The organism is Pontivivens ytuae (assembly GCF_015679265.1).
Lineage (GTDB): Bacteria > Pseudomonadota > Alphaproteobacteria > Rhodobacterales > Rhodobacteraceae > Pontivivens > Pontivivens ytuae.
The window spans coordinates 3,396,563-3,414,497 of sequence record NZ_CP064942.1; the positions used below are offsets into that span (position 1 = coordinate 3,396,563).

17 protein-coding genes are annotated in these 17,935 nt (G+C 68.4%); all 17 read left to right on the forward strand.

Annotated elements, in window-relative coordinates; all coding sequences use genetic code 11:
- Positions 1–95: 95 nt before the first annotated feature.
- The 17 genes from bchF to I0K15_RS16970 all read left to right on the forward strand — a co-directional run bounded on the left by bchF (position 96) and on the right by I0K15_RS16970 (position 17,932).
- The gene (gene bchF, locus I0K15_RS16890; RefSeq protein ID WP_196102652.1) at positions 96–578 is read left to right on the forward strand and encodes a 2-vinyl bacteriochlorophyllide hydratase; all 483 of its coding nucleotides are present in this window, start codon (positions 96–98) and stop codon (positions 576–578) included.
- Complete coding sequence (locus tag I0K15_RS16895; protein WP_196102653.1) at positions 575–1,834, forward strand: ferredoxin:protochlorophyllide reductase (ATP-dependent) subunit N; 1,260 nt, start codon at positions 575–577, stop codon at positions 1,832–1,834. The genes bchF and I0K15_RS16895 overlap by 4 nt, the downstream gene beginning before the upstream one ends.
- Positions 1,831–3,327 (forward strand): ferredoxin:protochlorophyllide reductase (ATP-dependent) subunit B, encoded by a 1,497-nt coding sequence (gene bchB, locus I0K15_RS16900; protein WP_196102654.1) that lies wholly within the window; start codon positions 1,831–1,833, stop codon positions 3,325–3,327. The genes I0K15_RS16895 and bchB overlap by 4 nt, the downstream gene beginning before the upstream one ends.
- Positions 3,317–6,838, forward strand: coding sequence for a magnesium chelatase subunit H (locus I0K15_RS16905; RefSeq protein WP_196102655.1), 3,522 nt, complete (start codon positions 3,317–3,319; stop codon positions 6,836–6,838). The genes bchB and I0K15_RS16905 overlap by 11 nt, the downstream gene beginning before the upstream one ends.
- A complete protein-coding gene (locus I0K15_RS16910; protein ID WP_196102656.1) occupies positions 6,835–7,017 on the forward strand; it encodes a hypothetical protein in 183 nt (60 codons plus the stop codon). The genes I0K15_RS16905 and I0K15_RS16910 overlap by 4 nt, the downstream gene beginning before the upstream one ends.
- The gene (gene bchL / locus I0K15_RS16915) at positions 7,014–7,916 is read left to right on the forward strand and encodes a ferredoxin:protochlorophyllide reductase (ATP-dependent) iron-sulfur ATP-binding protein (RefSeq protein ID WP_196102657.1); all 903 of its coding nucleotides are present in this window, start codon (positions 7,014–7,016) and stop codon (positions 7,914–7,916) included. The genes I0K15_RS16910 and bchL overlap by 4 nt, the downstream gene beginning before the upstream one ends.
- 113 nt (positions 7,917–8,029) lie before the next feature.
- Positions 8,030–8,743: a magnesium protoporphyrin IX methyltransferase gene (bchM, locus tag I0K15_RS16920; RefSeq protein ID WP_338420748.1), complete on the forward strand. Its 714-nt coding sequence runs from the start codon at positions 8,030–8,032 to the stop codon at positions 8,741–8,743.
- On the forward strand, positions 8,740–10,173 hold the full coding sequence (locus I0K15_RS16925; RefSeq protein ID WP_196102658.1) for a PucC family protein: 1,434 nt from the start codon (positions 8,740–8,742) through the stop codon (positions 10,171–10,173). The genes bchM and I0K15_RS16925 overlap by 4 nt, the downstream gene beginning before the upstream one ends.
- A 19-nt stretch (positions 10,174–10,192) precedes the next feature.
- Positions 10,193–10,954 carry a photosynthetic reaction center subunit H gene (gene puhA, locus I0K15_RS16930; RefSeq protein ID WP_196102659.1) on the forward strand — a complete coding sequence of 254 codons (762 nt, stop codon included), beginning with the start codon at positions 10,193–10,195 and terminating at the stop codon, positions 10,952–10,954.
- Between the two features lie 12 nt (positions 10,955–10,966).
- Complete coding sequence (puhB, locus tag I0K15_RS16935; protein WP_196102660.1) at positions 10,967–11,587, forward strand: photosynthetic complex putative assembly protein PuhB; 621 nt, start codon at positions 10,967–10,969, stop codon at positions 11,585–11,587.
- A gap of 9 nt (positions 11,588–11,596) precedes the next feature.
- Positions 11,597–12,055, forward strand: coding sequence for a photosynthetic complex assembly protein PuhC (gene puhC, locus I0K15_RS16940; RefSeq protein WP_196102661.1), 459 nt, complete (start codon positions 11,597–11,599; stop codon positions 12,053–12,055).
- Positions 12,056–12,067: 12 nt separating this feature from the next.
- Positions 12,068–12,364, forward strand: a complete 297-nt coding sequence (locus I0K15_RS16945; RefSeq protein WP_196102662.1) for a hypothetical protein — start codon at positions 12,068–12,070, stop codon at positions 12,362–12,364.
- Positions 12,361–13,455, forward strand: a complete 1,095-nt coding sequence (gene acsF, locus I0K15_RS16950; RefSeq protein ID WP_196102663.1) for a magnesium-protoporphyrin IX monomethyl ester (oxidative) cyclase — start codon at positions 12,361–12,363, stop codon at positions 13,453–13,455. The genes I0K15_RS16945 and acsF overlap by 4 nt, the downstream gene beginning before the upstream one ends.
- A complete protein-coding gene (puhE, locus tag I0K15_RS16955; protein ID WP_196102664.1) occupies positions 13,455–14,306 on the forward strand; it encodes a putative photosynthetic complex assembly protein PuhE in 852 nt (283 codons plus the stop codon). Before acsF ends, puhE begins: the two co-directional genes overlap by 1 nt.
- The gene (gene hemA / locus I0K15_RS16960) at positions 14,264–15,472 is read left to right on the forward strand and encodes a 5-aminolevulinate synthase (RefSeq protein WP_196102665.1); all 1,209 of its coding nucleotides are present in this window, start codon (positions 14,264–14,266) and stop codon (positions 15,470–15,472) included. Before puhE ends, hemA begins: the two co-directional genes overlap by 43 nt.
- 213 nt (positions 15,473–15,685) lie before the next feature.
- Positions 15,686–16,891 carry an ammonium transporter gene (locus I0K15_RS16965; protein ID WP_196102666.1) on the forward strand — a complete coding sequence of 402 codons (1,206 nt, stop codon included), beginning with the start codon at positions 15,686–15,688 and terminating at the stop codon, positions 16,889–16,891.
- Positions 16,892–16,981: 90 nt separating this feature from the next.
- Positions 16,982–17,932 (forward strand): MBL fold metallo-hydrolase, encoded by a 951-nt coding sequence (locus I0K15_RS16970; protein WP_196102667.1) that lies wholly within the window; start codon positions 16,982–16,984, stop codon positions 17,930–17,932.
- Positions 17,933–17,935: the final 3 nt, after the last annotated feature.

A 17,935-nucleotide genomic window follows, 5' to 3' on the forward strand; every position in this document is an offset into this window, starting at 1 on the left:
CTGACATGTCAGAGTTGATATGTAAATCAACGTTGACAGCTTGATTGACGCAACGCTACCGTCTGAAACAGGCCGACAAATTGGGGAGTCGCGAAATGTTCGTCGCCCCGACGCGACACCGCCCGAACCGCGGGCTCTATACCCCCGAACAGAGGGCGAGGCGCGATGCCACGATCTGGACCACGGTTCAAGGCGTTCTGGCGCCGCTCCAGTTCCTGGCCTGTCTGATCTCGCTGCTGCTGGTGGTCCGGTTCCTGATGACCGGTGAGGGCTATGTGGCCGCCACCGTCTCGATCCTCGTAAAGACCGGATTTCTCTACGCGATCATGGTCACCGGCGCGATCTGGGAGAAGGTCGTCTTCGGCCAGTACCTGCTCGCCCCCGCCTTCTTTTGGGAGGATATGGTGAGCTTCGGTGTGATCGCGCTGCATACGGCTTACGTCGCCGCATTGCTGGGTGGCTGGCTGACGCCGGAGGCGCTGATGTGGCTCGCGATTGCGGCTTATGCGGCTTACGTGCTGAACGCCACGCAGTTCCTGCTGAAGCTGCGCGCCGCGCGGCTGGAGGTGACGGCATGAGCCTCGACACCGCCCCCGGATGCCGCGACGCGCCCGTCCTGAAGGAACGGGGCCAGCACGAGGTCTTCTGTGGCCTCACCTCGATCATCTGGCTGCACCGCAAGATGCAGGATGCCTTCTTCCTTGTGGTGGGCAGCCGCACCTGCGCCCACTTGCTGCAATCGGCGGCCGGCGTCATGATCTTCGCCGAACCGCGCTTCGGCACCGCGATCCTGGAGGAGACGGACCTCGCCGGGATGGCCGACGCCCATGACGAGCTCGACCGGGAGGTGGCGAAGCTGCTCGCCCGGCGGCCGGACATCCGCCAGCTCTTCCTCGTCGGCTCCTGCCCGTCGGAGGTCATCAAGCTCGACCTCGCACGCGCGGCGGAGCGGCTGACGAAGGTGCATGCGCCGCATGTGCGGGTGCTGAACTATTCCGGCTCGGGCATCGAGACGACGTTCACCCAAGGCGAGGACACCTGCCTTGCCGCCATGGTGCCGGTGCTGCCCGAGGCCGATCCGGCCGATCTAGTGGTAGTCGGCGCGCTGCCCGATGTGGTGGAGGACCAGCTTCTGGGCCTCATCCGCGACCTCGGGATCGAGAACGTCCGCGCGCTGCCCGCCCGCCGCGCTGACGAGGACTTCGGGATCGGCCCGGCCACCCGTTTCATCCTTGCGCAGCCCTTCCTGGGCGAGACCGCCTCGGCGCTTGCCCGGCGCGGGGCGGAGCATCTGCCGGCGCCGTTTCCCTTCGGCGAGCGGGGCACCACCGCGTGGCTCCGGGTGCTCGCCGACGAATTCGGGGTGAGCCCGGAGCGGTTCGACGAGGTCACCGCCGCCCCGCGCGCCCGCGCGCAAAAGGCTGTGGCGAAGGCGCGCGAGACGCTCGCCGACCGCTCGATCTTCTTCTTCCCCGACAGCCAGCTCGAAATTCCGCTGGCGCGCTTCCTGACCACCGAATGCGGGATGGAGGCCATGGAAGTGGGCACCCCATACCTGCATCGCGGCCTCGTCGGCCCGGATCTCGACCTGCTGGAGGCGGGACAGATCAGCGAGGGGCAGGACGTGGATCGTCAGCTCGACCGCTGCCGTGCCGCCCAGCCTGACCTCACCGTCTGCGGCCTCGGCCTCGCCAATCCGCTGGAGCGGGAGGGGCTGACGACCAAGTGGGCCATCGAGCTCGTCTTCACCCCGGTCCACGGCTACGAGCAGGCGGGCGACCTTGCGGAGCTCTTCGCCCGGCCCCTGCGGCGGCGGGAGGTGCTGGCGCTATGAAGCTCGCGGTCTGGACATATGAGGGCCCGCCGCATGTCGGCGCGATCCGGGTGGCGACCGCGATGGAAGGGCTGCACTACGTGCTTCACGCGCCGCAGGGCGACACCTATGCGGACCTGCTCTTCACCATGATCGAGCGGCGCGACAAGCGCCCGCCGGTGACCTACACGACCTTCCAGGCGCGTGATCTGGGTGCCGACACGGCGGAGCTGTTCCAGACCGCCTGCCGCGAGGCCTATGAGCGGTTCCGCCCCGAGGCGCTGATCGTCGGCGCCTCCTGCACGGCGGAGCTGATCCAAGACGATCCGGGCGGTCTGGCCGAGACGATGGGCCTGCCGGTGCCGGTGATCCCGCTGGAGCTGCCGAGCTACCAGCGGAAGGAGAATTTCGGGGCGTCGGAGACGTTCCTGCAACTCTGCCGCCACCTCTGCGTCGATGTTGAGCGGACGCCCGAGGTCTCCTGCAACATCCTCGGTCCCACCGCGCTCGGCTTCCGCCACCGTGACGACGTGGCGGAGGTGGAGCGGATGCTCGCCGAGATGGGCGTGGCGGTGAATGTGGTCGCTCCGATGGGCGCACGACCCTCGAACATCGCGCGGCTGGGCGCGGCGCATTTCAACGTGCTGCTCTATCCGGAGACGGGCGAGGAGGCGGCGCGCTACCTGGAACGCCGCTTCGGCCAGAAGTGGACGAAAACAGTGCCCATCGGCGTCGGCGCCAGCCACGATTTCCTCGTCGAAGTGGCGGAGCTTGCGGATGTGCCCGCGCGCAGCGACGAGAGCCGGCTGCGTCTGCCCTGGTGGTCGCGCAGCGTCGACTCGACCTACCTCACCGGCAAGCGCGTCTTCCTCTTCGGCGACGGCAGCCACGTGATGGCCGCGGCCCGTGTGGCGCGGGAGGAGATGGGTTTCGAGGTCGCAGGCCTCGGCTGCTACAATCGCGAGATGGCGCGGCCGGTCCGCGCGCTCGCCCGCGACTACGGCCTCGAGGCGCTCATCACCGACGACTACCTGGAGGTCGAGGCGGCGATCGCAGCGCTCCAGCCCGAGCTGATCCTCGGCACGCAGATGGAGCGGCATATCGGCAAGCGGCTGGGCATTCCCTGCGCCGTGATCTCCGCCCCCGTCCACGTGCAGGACTTCCCCGCCCGCTACGCCCCGCAGATGGGGTGGGAGGGGGCGAACGTCCTCTTCGACACCTGGGTGCATCCGCTCGTCATGGGGTTGGAGGAGCACCTGCTCGCCATGTTCCGCGAGGATTTCGAGTTCAACGACGCCGCAGGCCCCAGCCACCACGCGGGCCACGGGGCAGTGGAGCCGGAGGCGACCGGCGAGGTGATCTGGCTCGCCGATGCGGAGAAGGAGCTGCGCAAGGTTCCCTTCTTCGTCCGCGGGAAGGCCCGGCGGAATACGGAGAGTTTCGCGACCGAACGCGGGCTCGCGCAGATCGACGTGGACACCCTCTACGAGGCGAAGGCTCACTATGCGCGATGACGGGCACATGACCTACCGCGTCGCCATCGTGACGCTCGACAGCCACGCGGCGGGCCCGGCGGAGCGGGTGGAAACGCGGCTGGCCCGCGACTTCCCAGGTCTGCGCATCACGGTCCACGCTGCGGCGGAGTGGGGCGGCAACCCGGCCGCGCTGCAGGCCGCGAAGGAGGCTGTCGCTCACGCCGATATCGTGATCGCGAACCTGCTGTTCCTGGAGGAGCACGTCACAGCCATCGCGCCCGACATCGCCGCCCGGCGGGAGGCGGCGGACGCCGTCGTCGGCTGCATCGCGGCGCAGGAGATCGTGAAGCTGACGAAGATGGGCGGGCTCGACATGGCCCAGCCCGCCAGCGGGATCATGGCGCTGCTGAAGCGGCTGCGCGGCTCCAACAAGCCGTCCGCCTCCAGCGGTGCGAAGCAGATGGCGATGCTGCGCCGCCTGCCGCGGATCCTGAAGTTCATTCCGGGCAAGGCGCAGGACCTGCGGGCCTATTTCCTCGCCATGCAGTACTGGCTTGGCGGTTCCGACGACAACGTGGAGGCGCTGGTCCGCTTCCTGATCGGCCGCTATGCGACGCGGGCCGACTGGCGCGGGCGCGAGGCGCCGCTGCCGGTGGAGTACCCGGAGACGGGGCTCTATCACCCCGCGCTCAAGGACCGGATCACCGAGGACCCGCGCGACCTGCCGAAGGCGAAGGGGCCGACGGTGGGACTGCTGCTCATGCGCTCCTACGTCTTGTCCGGCGACACGGCGCATTACGACGCCGTGATCGCGGCGATGGAGAAACGGGGCCTGCGCGTGATCCCGGCCTTCGCCGCGGGTCTCGACGGGCGGCCCGCGATCGAGCGGTTCATGGGCGGGATCGACGCGCTGGTCTCGCTGACCGGGTTCAGCCTCGTCGGCGGCCCCGCTTACAACGACAGCGGTGCGGCGGAGGAGGCGCTGGCCGCCCTCGACGTGCCTTACGTCGCCGCGCATCCGCTGGAGTTCCAGACGCTGGGCGAGTGGTCGGCCTCCGGTGGCCTCGGCCCGGTCGAGACCACGATGCTGATCGCGTTGCCGGAGATCGACGGCGCCACCATGCCCACCGTCTTCGGCGGGCGGCATGGCGCGGGTGGCTGCGCGGGTTGCGCCCAGGGCTGCGATGGCGACGGCAAGGCCATGGCGCCGTGCTTCGAGCGGATCGACCGGCTCGCCGCACGGGTCGAGCGTCTGGCGGTGCGCCGCCGGGCGGAGGTGGCGGAGCGTAAGGTGGCCATCGCCCTCTACGGCTTCCCGCCCAATGCGGGCGCGGTGGGCTCCGCGGCGCATCTCGCGGTGTTCCAGAGCCTCTTCAACGTCCTGCATGCCATGAAGGCCGACGGCTACGACCTCGACCCGCCGGAGAGCGTGGACGCCCTGCGCGACGCGATCCTCCACGGCAATGCCGCGCAGTTCGGCCAGCAGGCCAATGTCGCGGCCCGCGTCAGCGCAGAAGACATCGTCGTGCGTGAGCCGCATCTGGCGGAGATCGAGGCGCAGTGGGGTCCGGCACCGGGCCGCCACCAGTCGGACGGCTCCGGCGTCTTCATCCTCGGCGCGCAGTTCGGCAAGGTCTTCGTCGGCGTCCAGCCCGCCTTCGGCTACGAGGGCGACCCGATGCGACTCCTCTTCGAGAAGGGCTTCGCGCCGACGCATGCCTTCTCCACCTTCTACCGCTGGGTGCGGGAGGATTTCGGGGCCGACACGATCCTGCATTTCGGCATGCATGGGGCGCTGGAGTTCATGCCGGGCAAGCAGGCGGGCATGGGCGGCGACTGCTGGCCCGACCGGCTGATCGGCGACGTGCCCAATGTCTATCTCTACGCCGCCAACAATCCCTCCGAGGCAACGCTGGCCAAGCGCCGGTCCGGCGCGGTGATCGTCAGCCACCTGACGCCGCCGCTGTCGGCTGCCGGGCTCTACAAGGGGCTGCTGGAGGTCAAGGAGACACTGGCTCGCTGGCGCGCCCTGCCGCCCGATGCGCCTGAGCGGGGCGAGATCGCGACGCTGCTCGCCGAGCAAGCGGCGGCCGTGGACCTCGACGGCTCGGACCCCGATGCGCTGTGGCGTGTGCTGATGGAAACGGAGGCGGCGCTGATCCCCGAGGGGCTGCATGTGGTCGGCCAGCCGCCGGAGGCTGCGGCGCGGGCCGAACAGCTCGACCTGATGCCGGAGCAGGGGCGACGCGACGAACTCGACGCGCTGATGGCCTCGGACCCCGAGACGCCCGCGCTGATGCGCGCGCTGCGCGGCCAGTTCATCCGCCCGGTGCCCGGCGGCGATCTCATCCGCAACCCGGACATCCTGCCCACAGGGCGGAACATGCACGCCTTCGACCCGTTCCGGATGCCGACGGCCTTCGCCATGCAGGACGGCGCGCGGCAGATGGAGAAGCTGCTGGCGACCCATGAGAGCCTGCCACGTTCGGTGGCGCTGGTGCTCTGGGGCTCCGACAACATCAAGTCCGATGGCGGCCCGATCGCGCAGGCGCTGGCGCTGATGGGTGCGAAGCCCCGCTTCGACAGCTATGGCCGGCTGGCGGGCGCGGACCTCGTGCCGCTGGAAGAGCTCGGCCGCCCCCGGATCGACTGCGTGATGACGCTCTCGGGCATCTTCCGCGACCTGCTGCCCTTGCAGACCCGCCTGCTGGCCGAGGCCGCGTGGCTCGCCGCCTGCGCCGATGAACCGCTCGACCGGAACTATGTCCGCGCCCACGCTCTCGCGGTGGCGGAGGCGAAGGGCCTCACGCTGGAGGAGGCGGCGCTGCGTGTCTTCTCAAATGCCGAGGGCGCTTACGGTTCCAACGTCAACCAGCTTGTCGATGCGGGCGCCTGGGATCAGGAGGACGAGCTCGCCGATGCCTACGCCGCCCGCAAGTGCTTCGCCTATGGCCGCGACGGGAAGGCAGCGAAGCAGCCGGAGCTGCTGCACTCGGCACTCGCGAAGGTGGAACTCGCCTACCAGAACCTCGAGTCGGTGGAACTCGGGGTCACCACCGTCGACCACTATTTCGACACGCTCGGCGGCATTGCCCGCGCGGTGAAGCGCGAGCGTGGCGCGGAAGCGCCGGTCTACATCGGCGACCAGACCCGCGGCGACGGCAAGGTGCGCCGCCTCGCCGACCAGATCGCGCTGGAGACCCGCTCGCGCGCCCTCAACCCGAAATGGTTCGAGGGGATGCTCAAGCATGGCGCGGAGGGCGTCCGGCATATCGAGAGCCACGTGACCAACACGCTGGGCTGGTCCGCCACGACTGGCGCGGTCGATCCGTGGGTCTACGACCGACTCAGCGAGACCTTCGTCCTCGACGAGGAGATGCGGCGGCGCCTCGCTGAACTGAATCCGCAGGCCGGCGCGCGCATGGCCGGGCGGCTTCTGGAGGCGCATGACCGCGCCTACTGGCAGCCCTCCGAAGAGGTTCTGGAGGCGCTGCAACGCGGCGCGGACGAGCTGGAAGACCGGCTCGAAGGCATAGAGGCGGCGGAATGAGCGAGCGTGACGCGACATACGAAGACGTGCTGTTCGACATCGATCGGGCCCAGACGAGCCCGCTGTCGAGCTCGGCGGAGGCGAAGGCCCGCTCCGCCCGTCTGCGTCGCGACGCCGAGATGCTGCGCGAGCGGGCGCAGGCCGCGCTCGCCCGCGCCCAGGAAAGGACGATCCGATGACCCCACTTGACCGCGATACGCCCCCGATCCTGCGGGGGGAGGATGGCGAGGGCTCCGTCCAGGTGCATCAGCCCGCCTCGGCGAAGATCGAGGGGGCGAAGGTCTTCGCCGTCTATGGCAAGGGCGGGATCGGGAAGTCCACGACCTCCTCCAACCTCTCGGTCGCGTTCTCCAAGATGGGCAAGCGGGTGCTCCAGATCGGCTGCGACCCGAAGCATGACAGCACGTTCACGCTGACCGGACGGCTGGTGCCCACGGTGATCGACACGCTGAAGGACGTGGATTTCCACGCCGAGGAGCTGCGGCCAGAAGACTACGTCTACGAGGGTTTCAACGGCGTGATGTGCGTCGAGGCCGGCGGCCCGCCCGCGGGCACGGGCTGCGGCGGCTACGTGGTGGGGCAGACGGTGAAGCTGTTGAAGCAGCACCACCTGCTCGACGACACGGACGTGGTGATCTTCGACGTGCTGGGCGACGTGGTCTGCGGTGGCTTCGCAGCACCCCTCCAGCACGCCGACCGGGCGGTGGTAGTGACCGCCAACGACTTCGACTCGATCTACGCGATGAACCGGATCATTGCGGCGGTGGGTGCGAAGGCGCGGAACTACAACGTGCGGCTCGCGGGCTGCATCGCGAACCGCTCGCGCGAGACCGACGAGGTCGATCGCTACTGCGACCGCGTGGGCTTCAGGCGGCTGGCGCACCTGCCCGATCTCGACGCGATCCGCCGCTCGCGGCTGAAGAAGAAGACGCTCTTCGAGATGGGCGATGACGAGGACGTCGTGGCGGTGCAGGCCGAGTACATTCGGCTCGCCGAGACGCTGTGGGCCGGGACGGATCCACTGGCGCCCGAGCCGCTGCCCGACCGCGAGATCTTCGAACTGCTGGGGTTCGACTGATGGCGCGGGATTTCGATATGCATCCGGACGGCGCCCTACGAGAGGCCGAAGCCGGGCCTCGGGTGGGTGCTGTTGAGAGCGCACCGTCCCGGCCGCAGAGCCGGGACCTTTCCGTGCCTGTGGACGGCCCCGGCGCAGGGGCCGGGGTGGTGTCGAGCTATTCCGACACACGCGCGCGGTTGGAGGACTATTTCGACCGCACCGCGAGTGCGACGTGGGAGCGGCTGACCTCGGACGCCCCCGTCTCCCGCATCCGCGCCACCGTGCGCGCGGGGCGGGACGAGATGCGGGCGGCTCTCCTCGCCATGCTGCCGGAGGATCTGACCGGTGCGCGAGTGCTCGATGCAGGCGCCGGACCGGGTGAGATGAGCTTCGCGCTCGCGGAGCGTGGCGCCGAAGTGGTTGCAGCCGATATCTCGCCGAGCCTCCTCGACGTCGCGGCCCGGCGTTGCCCGGAGGAGCTACGCGACCGGATCAGCTTCGTGCCCGGCGACATGCTGAACGCCGACCTCGGTACCTTCGACCACGCGATCGCGATGGACAGCCTGATCCACTATCGCGCGTCCGACATCGCCGCAGCCCTCGACCGGCTGATGGGGCGGGTGCGCGGCACGCTCGCCTTCACCGTGGCGCCTGCGACGCCGCTCCTGTCGATGATGCACCTCGCGGGCAAGGCCTTTCCGAAGGCCGACCGCGCACCGGCCATCGTCCCCGTCAGCCCCGCACGGCTGGGGCGCGAGATGGTCCGGCGGGGCGCGCCCGCGCCGCAGGCCGGGCCGCGCGTCGCGCGGGGCTTCTACATTTCCCAGGCGATGGAGCTGCGATGAAGACCGAACGGCATCCGTTGACCCAGTTCGGGATGAAGCTGCTGCCCTTTGCGGACGCGGCCTCCGAAGGGTTGCCGATGCGCCGGCTCCTGCGGCTGTCGCTGTTCCAGGTCTCGGTCGGCATGGCGACGGTGATGCTGCTCGGCACGCTCAACCGGGTGATGATCGTGGAGCTGTCGGTGGCGGCCTGGCTGGTCGCCGCCATGGTGGCGCTGCCGGTGCTGGTCGCACCGTTCCGCGCGCTGCTGGGCTTCCGGTCGGACACCTACCGCTCCGCCATCGGGTGGAAGCGGGTGCCGTATCTGTGGTTCGGCACGCTGTGGCAGATGGGCGGGCTGGCGGTCATGCCGTTCGCGCTGATCGTGCTGTCGGGCGACCAGACGCTGGGGCCGAGCTGGGCCGGCGAGGTGCTCGCCGCCCTCTCCTTCATTATGACCGGGCTGGGCCTCGCGATGACGCAGACCGCGGGTCTGGCGCTTGCGGCGGATCAGGCGGAGCCCGACCGGCGCGGGCGGGTCGTCGCGCTTCTCTACGTGATGTTCCTGATCGGGATGGGCGTCTCGGCGCTGGTGATCGGCGGGCTGCTCGTGAACTTCTCACAGCTTCGGCTGATCCAGGTGGTGCAGGGGGCGGCGGCGGCCACGCTGATCGTCAACATCATCGCCCTCTGGAAGCAGGAGCGGATGGCGCCGACCAGTGCGGCCGAGCGCGCGAGCCCGCGGCCCGCCTTCCGCGACGCCTGGGCCGATTTCGCGCGGGGCGGCCAGGCGGGCCGCCTGATCGCCGTGGTCTTCCTGGGCACGCTCGCCTTTTCCATGCAGGATGTACTGCTGGAGCCCTATGGCGGGGAGATCCTGGGGCTGTCCGTCAGCGCGACCACGTTGCTGACCGCCTTCTGGGCGCTCGGCGCGCTTCTGGGCTTCTCGCTCGCGGCGAAGTGGCTGGCGACGCACCATCCCTATCGCCTCGCCGTACGGGGGCTCCTGATCGGGATCGCCGCCTTCTGCGCTGTGGTCTTTGCCGAGCCCATGGGCCTCGCGCCTCTCTTCTTTGCCGGTGCCTTCGGGATCGGGCTGGGTGGCGGGCTCTTCGCGGTCGCCACGCTGGTCGCGGCCATGGCGCTGCCGGTCGAGGGCATCGCGGGCCGCGGCCTCGCACTCGGGGCCTGGGGCGGGGCGCAGGCGACGGCCGCGGGCGTCGGGATCCTGACGGGGGGCGCGCTGCGCGACCTGGTCGGACAGGCCGCGATGGCCGGGCGCTTCGGCGAGGTGCTGGCCAGTCCCGCCACAGGATATTCCATCGTCTACCATGTCGAGATCGGGCTGCTCTTCGTCACGCTGCTCGCCCTCGGCCCCCTACTGACCGCCGCACGCCGGGCGGGAGAGACGGCGCAGGCCAGGCCCATTGCCCTGGCCGAACTACCGACATGACGCTGAACGGGAGGACAAGATGACCGAAGCGTTCTTTGGTGATTTCGATCTGGCGCAACTCGCGCTCTATCTCTTCTGGATCTTCTTCGCGGGGCTGGTTTTCTACCTGCAGCGCGAGAACATGCGCGAGGGCTACCCGCTCGAGGAGGAGGACGGCAGCACGTCAAGCTCCCAGGCGCTGTTCGGCACGCCGGAAAAGAAGGTCTTCAAGATGCCGCACGGTCGCGGCGAGTTGATCCCGGAGGAGCATCCCGAGCGGGAGAACCTGGCCCTCCGCCAGTCCTCGCCCACCGCGGGCTCGCCGCTGGAGCCGACGGGCGATCCGATGCTCGACGGGGTCGGCCCGGCAAGCTGGGCGCCGCGCCGCGACGTGCCGGAGCTCGACGGCCATGGCCACGTGAAGATCGTGCCGATGGCCCATTCGGGCAAGTTCAACGTCGCCGTGGGCCGCGACCCGCGCGGGCTGCCGGTGCAGGCGCACGATGGCAAGGTCGTGGGCTCGATCGTCGACATGTGGGTCGACGAGCCCGAGCAGCTGGTCCGCTACCTGGAGATCGAGCTCAACGACGGCGCGGGCCGCCGCCTCCTGCCGATGACGCTCGCGCGCATCCGCGGCGACCGGGTGAAGGTGCACTCGCTCTACGGCGAGCAGTTCCCGAACGTGCCGACGCATGCCTCGCCCAACCAGGTGACCATGCTGGAGGAAGAGAAGATCTGCGGGTTCTACTGCGGCGGCAAGCTCTATGCCGATGCCGCGCGGCAAGAACCGCAGATCGGATAAGGAGAGCCTGCAATGCCCCATGACGATTTCGCCATCGAGCCGGTCAAGGGCCTGCCGGAGCTGCCGCCCGAGGGTGAGCATGTCCTCTGGCAGGGTCGCCCGCAGACCTGGCGGCTGGCGCGGGAGGCCTTCGCGCTCTACTGGGTCATGGGGTATTTCGCAGCACTTGGCGTCTGGCGGGTGCTCGCCAATCTCGATGCCGGGCTCGTCGCACTGCGCGGTTTCCTCCCGTTCGCGGTGCTGGCCCTGATCGTGGGCGCGCTGATCCTCGCCATGGCGGCGGTGCAGGCGCGCACGACGGTCTACACGGTGACGAACCGGCGCGTGGCGATGCGCATCGGGGCGGCGCTGACGGTGACGCTGAACCTGCCCTATCGCTGGATCGGCTCGGCGGATCTGAAGCTGAACCGCGATGGCACGGGCACGGTGGTGATGCAGCTCATGGGCACCACGCGGCTTTCCTACCTCGTCTGCTGGCCGCATGTCCGGCCCTGGCGCATGGCAAAGACCGAGCCTGCCCTGCGCGCCATTCCCGATGCCGAACGCGTCGCCCGCCTGATCGCGGAGGCTGCGGAGACGCGGCTGACCGAGCAGGTGGCCGAGCGCGGCGGCCTCGCGGTCGCGGCGGAATAGGAGGGGATCATGGAGCTTCGAGCGAAACAGCCGCACGAGGATCGGGAGCTGATCCCGCGGATCCTCTTGCGCGCCATGGGCCTGCTGGTCTTCTCGGCGCTGGCGATCGCGACCTATGCGAGCGTCACCGACCGGCCGCTGGCTGCGATGCCGCCCGACGTGGCGATCGTGGAGGAGCGCACCTTCATCATCTACGGCGACATGAGCGGCGCGGCGCGGGTCTTCACCACCGAAGGCAGCCTCGTTGCGGAGCTCACGCCCGAGAATGGCGGCTTCATCTCCGGCGTGTGGCGGGCCATGGCGCGGGTGCGCACCAATGCGGGCGTGGACGTGCACGCCCCGGTCCGCATCGTCCGGTTCGAGGACGGCCGCCTCGGCCTGCGCGACGATTTCACCGGATGGCGGGCGGAGCTCATCGGCTTCGGCCGGGACAACACGGCCGCCTTCGAGCGGCTCATGGATCAATAGGGAGTAGGGGTCATGGGATTGTTCACGCGAAAGACCGAGGAGGCGCCCTGCACGGTGGAGGTCAGTCACCGGTTCGAGAGCCTGCATGCCCACGTCCGCTTCAACAACGGCGCGGTGGTGCATCCAGGCGACGAGGTGCTGGTGCACGGCGCCCCGGTGCTCGCGGCCTATGGCGAGGTCATCAGCGAGGACCGCGTCGCCACCATCACGCGGGCAAGTGCGCTGGAGCGGGCCTGGACCCGGCTGACCGGCGATCTGGAATTCATGGAGCTGTGCGAGTTCAGCTTCTCGGAGGAGGTGTTGTCATGAATGTGCGTGCGGATGTGAGCGACGCGGACCTGAAGGCCCTGCGCCAGAAGGTGAGCGAGACGACGGAGATGGCGGCGGAGACCACGCTGCTCGATCCCCGCTTCTACACCACCGATTTCGACGAGATGGACCGGATCGACGTGACCCCGGTGCGGGAGGAATGGGACGCGCTCATCGCGCAGATGAAGTCCGACCCCAACCGCAACCATTTCAAGAAGACCGACGCCTGGGACGAGATCGACTGGGACGGGATGGAGCCGGAGCTGAAGAAGGAGTTCATCGACTTCCTGGTGTCGTCGCTGACCGCCGAATTCTCCGGCTGCGTGCTCTACAAGGAGATGAAGCGGCGCGGGAACAACCCCGATATCTGCGAGCTGTTCTCTTACATGAGCCGGGACGAGGCGCGCCACGCCGGCTTCATCAACGATGCGCTGCGCGAGGCGGGGATCGGGGTGAATCTCGGTTTCCTGACCAAGGCGAAGAAGTACACCTACTTCAAGCCGAAGTTCATCTACTACGCGACCTATCTGTCTGAAAAGATTGGATATGCGCGCTACATCACGATCTTCCGGCATCTGGAGCAGAACCCGGACAAGCGCTTCCACCCGATCTTCAAGTGGTTCGAGCAGTGGTGCAATGACGAGTTCTCGCACGGGGAGGCGTTCGCGCTGCTCATGCGCACCGATCCGAAGCTGACGAGCGGGATGAACGTCTACTGGATCCGCTTCTTCCTGACGGCGGTGTTCAGCGTCATGCACGTGCGCGACCACGCGCGGCCCGCGTTCCACGAGGCGCTGGGGGTGGATATCGACTGGTACGATCAGGAAGTGTTCCGCAAGACCTCCGAGATCTCCAAGCAGGTTTTCCCGATTACCCTCGACATCGACCACCCGCGCTGGGCGAAGGGGCTCAAGCGGCTGCGCCGGGCCTTCGACGGGATGGACAGGGCGAAGAAGCGGGGCGGTGCCGGTGGCGCGATCGGAAAGGCGCTGTCGGGCGCCAATGCGGCGCTCGCCTTCGCGCAACTCTACACGATCCCGGTGAAGAAGAGCACGCCGCCCGCGTCCTCGCGCCTGGAACCGGCCTACTGATGGCGAGCCCCTGGATCGCGGCGCTGCTGGCGCTTTTCCTCTGGTGGTTCTCCACCGGGGCGATCCTCGTCGTCGTGAAGCGTGCCGACCGGCGCGGCGGCGGCGCGCATCTGCGTGCGACGCTGCTGGGCCTGCCGGTGCTGGTGATCGGCTGTGTCGGCCTCGCCCTGACGGCAGGCTCCGCGGATCTCGCGAGCATCTACCTTGCCTTCCTCTCCGGTCTCGCGGTCTGGGGCTGGTTCGAACTGGCCTTCCTCGCCGGCGTGCTGACCGGTCCCAACGTCCGGCCGCTGCCCAAGGGCGTGCCGGAATGGGAGCGGTTCATCCGCGCCTGGGGCACCGTCGCCTATTCGGAGATGGCGCTGCTCGGCTGCCTGATCGCGGTCGTGATGTTCGCGTGGGAGGCACCGAACCCGTTCGGCATGTGGACCTTCATCATCCTCTATTTCGCCCGGGTCAGTGCGAAACTGAACGTCTATCTGGGCGTGCCGAATATCAATACGGAGTTCCTGCCGGCCCCCGTCCGCCACCTCGCCAGCCACTTCCGCGTGGCGCGGATGAACGCGCTCTTCCCGCTGTCGGTGACGCTGCTCGCCTTCGCGACCGCCTGCTGGATGGAGCGGGCCTATGCCTCGGACGGGGCAGGGCAGGTGGGCTTTGCGCTGTTGGCGGCGCTCACTGCGCTCGCCCTCATCGAACACTGGGCCATGGTGCTGCCGCTGCAGGACGCGCGCCTGTGGCGCTGGATGATTTCGCATACCGAGACCGGGCGAGAGCCCCAAACAGAACACCCAAAGGGAGGACGGTCATGGAGTTCGACCACCTTTTCACCGAACAGCTCGACGCGCTGAAGGACGAAGGCAACTACCGCATCTTCGCCGATCTGGAGCGGCGCTGCGGCGCGTTTCCGCGGGCGAAGAACCACGGCTCGGGCGAGGAGGTCACTGTCTGGTGCTCCAACGACTATCTCGGCATGGGCCAGAACGAGACGGTGCTCGCCGCGATGAAGCACACGCTGGAGACCTGCGGGGCCGGGGCCGGGGGCACGCGCAACATCTCGGGCACCAACCACCATCACACGCTGCTGGAGGCGGAGCTTGCGGACCTGCACGGCAAGGAGGCGGCGCTGATCTTCACCTCCGGCTACGTGTCCAATTGGGCGGCGCTCTCCACGCTGGGCGGGCGGTTGCCCAACGCGGTGATCCTGTCGGACGCGCTGAACCATGCAAGCATGATCGAGGGCATCCGGCATTCGCGCGCGGACAAGCGGATCTGGGCGCATAACGATGTCGAGGATCTGGACCGCAAGCTGTCGGAGCTGCCCGAGGACGCCACCAAGATCGTCGCCTTCGAGAGCGTCTATTCCATGGACGGCGACATCGCCCCGATGGAGGAGATCTGCGACGTGGCCGAGAAGCACGGCGCGATGACCTATCTCGACGAGGTGCATGCGGTGGGCCTCTACGGTCCCCGCGGTGGCGGCGTGGCCGAGGAGCGCGGCCTGATGGACCGGATCACCTTGATCGAGGGGACGCTGGGCAAGGCCTTCGGCGTCATGGGCGGCTATATCACCGGGTCCGCCCCGCTGGTGGATTTCGTGCGGTCCTTTGCGTCCGGCTTCATCTTCACCACCGCCCTGCCGCCCGCCGTGGCGGCCGGGGCCACCGCCTCCATCCGGCATCTCAAGCAGAGCCGGGAGGAGCGCGCGCAGCAGGCCCGCAACGTCGCCGAGGTGCGCCGCAGGCTCGATGCGATCGGGATCCCGCACCTGCCGAACCCGTCCCACATCATCCCTGTCATGGTGAAGGATCCGGTCAAGTGCCGGATGCTGTCCGACATCCTGATGGAGGACTGGGGCATCTACGTGCAACCGATCAACTACCCCACCGTGCCGAAGGGAACGGAGCGGCTGCGCATCACGCCCTCGCCGTTGCACACGGCGGCAGATATTGACCATTTGGTCAACGCTTTGCACAGCTTGTGGAGCCAATGCGCCCTCGCGCGAGCCGTGGCCTGAGCTGATCCGCCCAAGATGAAGGCAGCGCTGCCCGTTCCGTGGGCAGTGCGCGAACGACACGCCCGGTTTTTGTGTCGTTCCCGTGACAGGTCGCGGCGGAGCCTGCCGCCGCCGTCCGCCCGCGATTGATCGCCCTCCGTCACCCGCGTCTAACCCGTCGCGCAATCAACAAGCGGCCCGCGAAAGGGCCGCGCAGACGGGGAACATCTCAAGATGAACGGAGCGGATACCGCATGGATCATCGTCGCCACGGCGCTGGTCCTCTTCATGACCCTGCCGGGTCTCGCGCTTTTCTACGGCGGGCTGGTGCGCGCGCGGAACGTGCTGAGCGTGCTGATGCAGTGCATCGCCATCGCCTGCCTTATGTCGATCCTGTGGCTCGCCCTCGGCTATTCCATCGCGTTCGGCGAGGGCAACGCCTGGTGGGGCGGGCTCGGCAAGGCCTTCCTGATCGGCATCGGGCCGGACACGCTGTCGGGCACCATTCCGGAGGTGCTGTTCTTCGCCTTCCAGATGACCTTCGCCATCATCACCCCGGCGCTGATCGTCGGTGCGTATGTCGAGCGGATCGGCTTCGGCTTCGTGCTCACCTTCTCCGGCCTCTGGATGCTGCTCGTCTACGCGCCGGTCGCGCACTGGGTCTGGGGCGGCGGCTGGCTCGGCGAGATGGGCGTCATGGATTTCGCCGGTGGCATCGTGGTGCATGAGACCGCGGGGATCGCGGCGCTGATCTTGGCCGCGATGCTCGGCGGCCGCCGGGGCTTCGCCTCGGGCGACGTGAAGCCGCCGCACAATCCGGGAATGGTGATGATCGGCGCCTGCATGCTGTGGGTCGGCTGGTTCGGCTTCAACGGCGGGTCGCAGCTCGCCGCAGACGGTGGTGCGGCGATGGCGCTTACGGTCACGCATATCTCCGCCGCGGCCGCCTCGCTGAGCTGGGCGGCGTGGGAGAAGCTGCGCCACGGCAAGGCGTCGATGGTCGGTCTCGTGACCGGGACGATCGCTGGCCTCGCCTCGATCACGCCGGCCTCCGGCTTCGTCGGGCCGATCGGGGCGCTGATCATCGGGACGGTGGCAGGCGTGCTCTGCCAGGTGGCCTGCGGCTGGGTGAAGGACCTGCTGCGCATCGACGACACGCTCGACGTCTTCGCGGTCCACGGCCTCGGCGGTATTTTCGGCACGATCATGGCGCCGATCCTTGCCGCCCCGGCGCTGGGCGGCGGCGGGCTGTCGGAGGGGCAGGGCGTTATGACGCAGCTCATCGGCCTCGTCTCCGTCGGCGTTTTCACCGCCGTGGGCACCGTGATCCTGGTCCTGATCGTGAAGGCGATCTTCCCGCTGCGGGTGAGCGAGGAGCAGGAATATGAGGGGCTCGACTACGCCGCCCATGGCGAGCGGGCTTACGACTGGGTTTCCTGATCCCGGCAGGGGCGGCCCCGCGCCGCCCCTCGTCTTTTTAGTTACATCTGCAAGCACTAGGTTCCCTGCCAAAACAGGGAGAACCGCAGCATGGCAAAGGCGTTCGCCTCCGCAGGCGATCTGGAGGAGAAAGAGGTCAGCTTCACCGAGATCGGCGAAGGGCTCTGGGCCTTCACCGCCGAGGGCGACCCGAACACGGGTGTCATCATCGGCGACGACAGCGTGATGATCGTAGATGCGCAGGCCACCCCGCGCCTTGCCCGGCTGGTGGTCGAGAAGATCCGCTCCGTCACCGACAAGCCGATCAGCCATGTGGTGCTCACCCATTACCATGCCGTCCGCGTGCTGGGCGCCTCCGCCTACGGGGCTGACCAGATCGTCATGAGCGAGAAGGCCCGCGCCATGGTCGTCGAGCGCGGGCAGGAGGATTGGGACAGCGAGTTCGCCCGCTTCCCTCGCCTCTTTCAGGGGCATGAGGAGATCCCCGGCCTCACCTGGCCCACCACCAGTTTCGCCGGGCGGATGAGCGTCTATCTCGGCAATCGCCGGGTGGATCTCATGCAGCTTGGACGGGCGCACACGGCGGGCGATATCGTCGCCTATGTCGGCGACCAGAACGTGATGTTCACCGGCGATATCGTCGAATACCACTCCGCCTGCTATTGCGGCGACGGGCATTTCCACGACTGGCCGGGCACGCTGGAGGCGATCCGTGCGTGGGATGTGGACGCCATCGCACCGGGTCGCGGCGACGCGCTGGTCGGGCGGGAGAAGGTGAACGCCGCCATCGATTCCACCAAGGATTTCGTGACCTCGACCTACCGCTCGGTGGCCAAAGTCGCGCTGCGCGGCGGCTCGCTGAAGGAGGCGATGGCCGCCTGCCGCGAGGTCTGCGATCCGAAGTTCTCCGACTACGCGATCTACGAGCACTGCCTCCCCTTCAACGTCGCCCGCGCCTATGACGAGGCGCGCGACATCGACACCCCCCGCATCTGGACCGCCGAGCGCGACGCGGCCATGTGGGCCGAGTTGCAGGACTGAGCG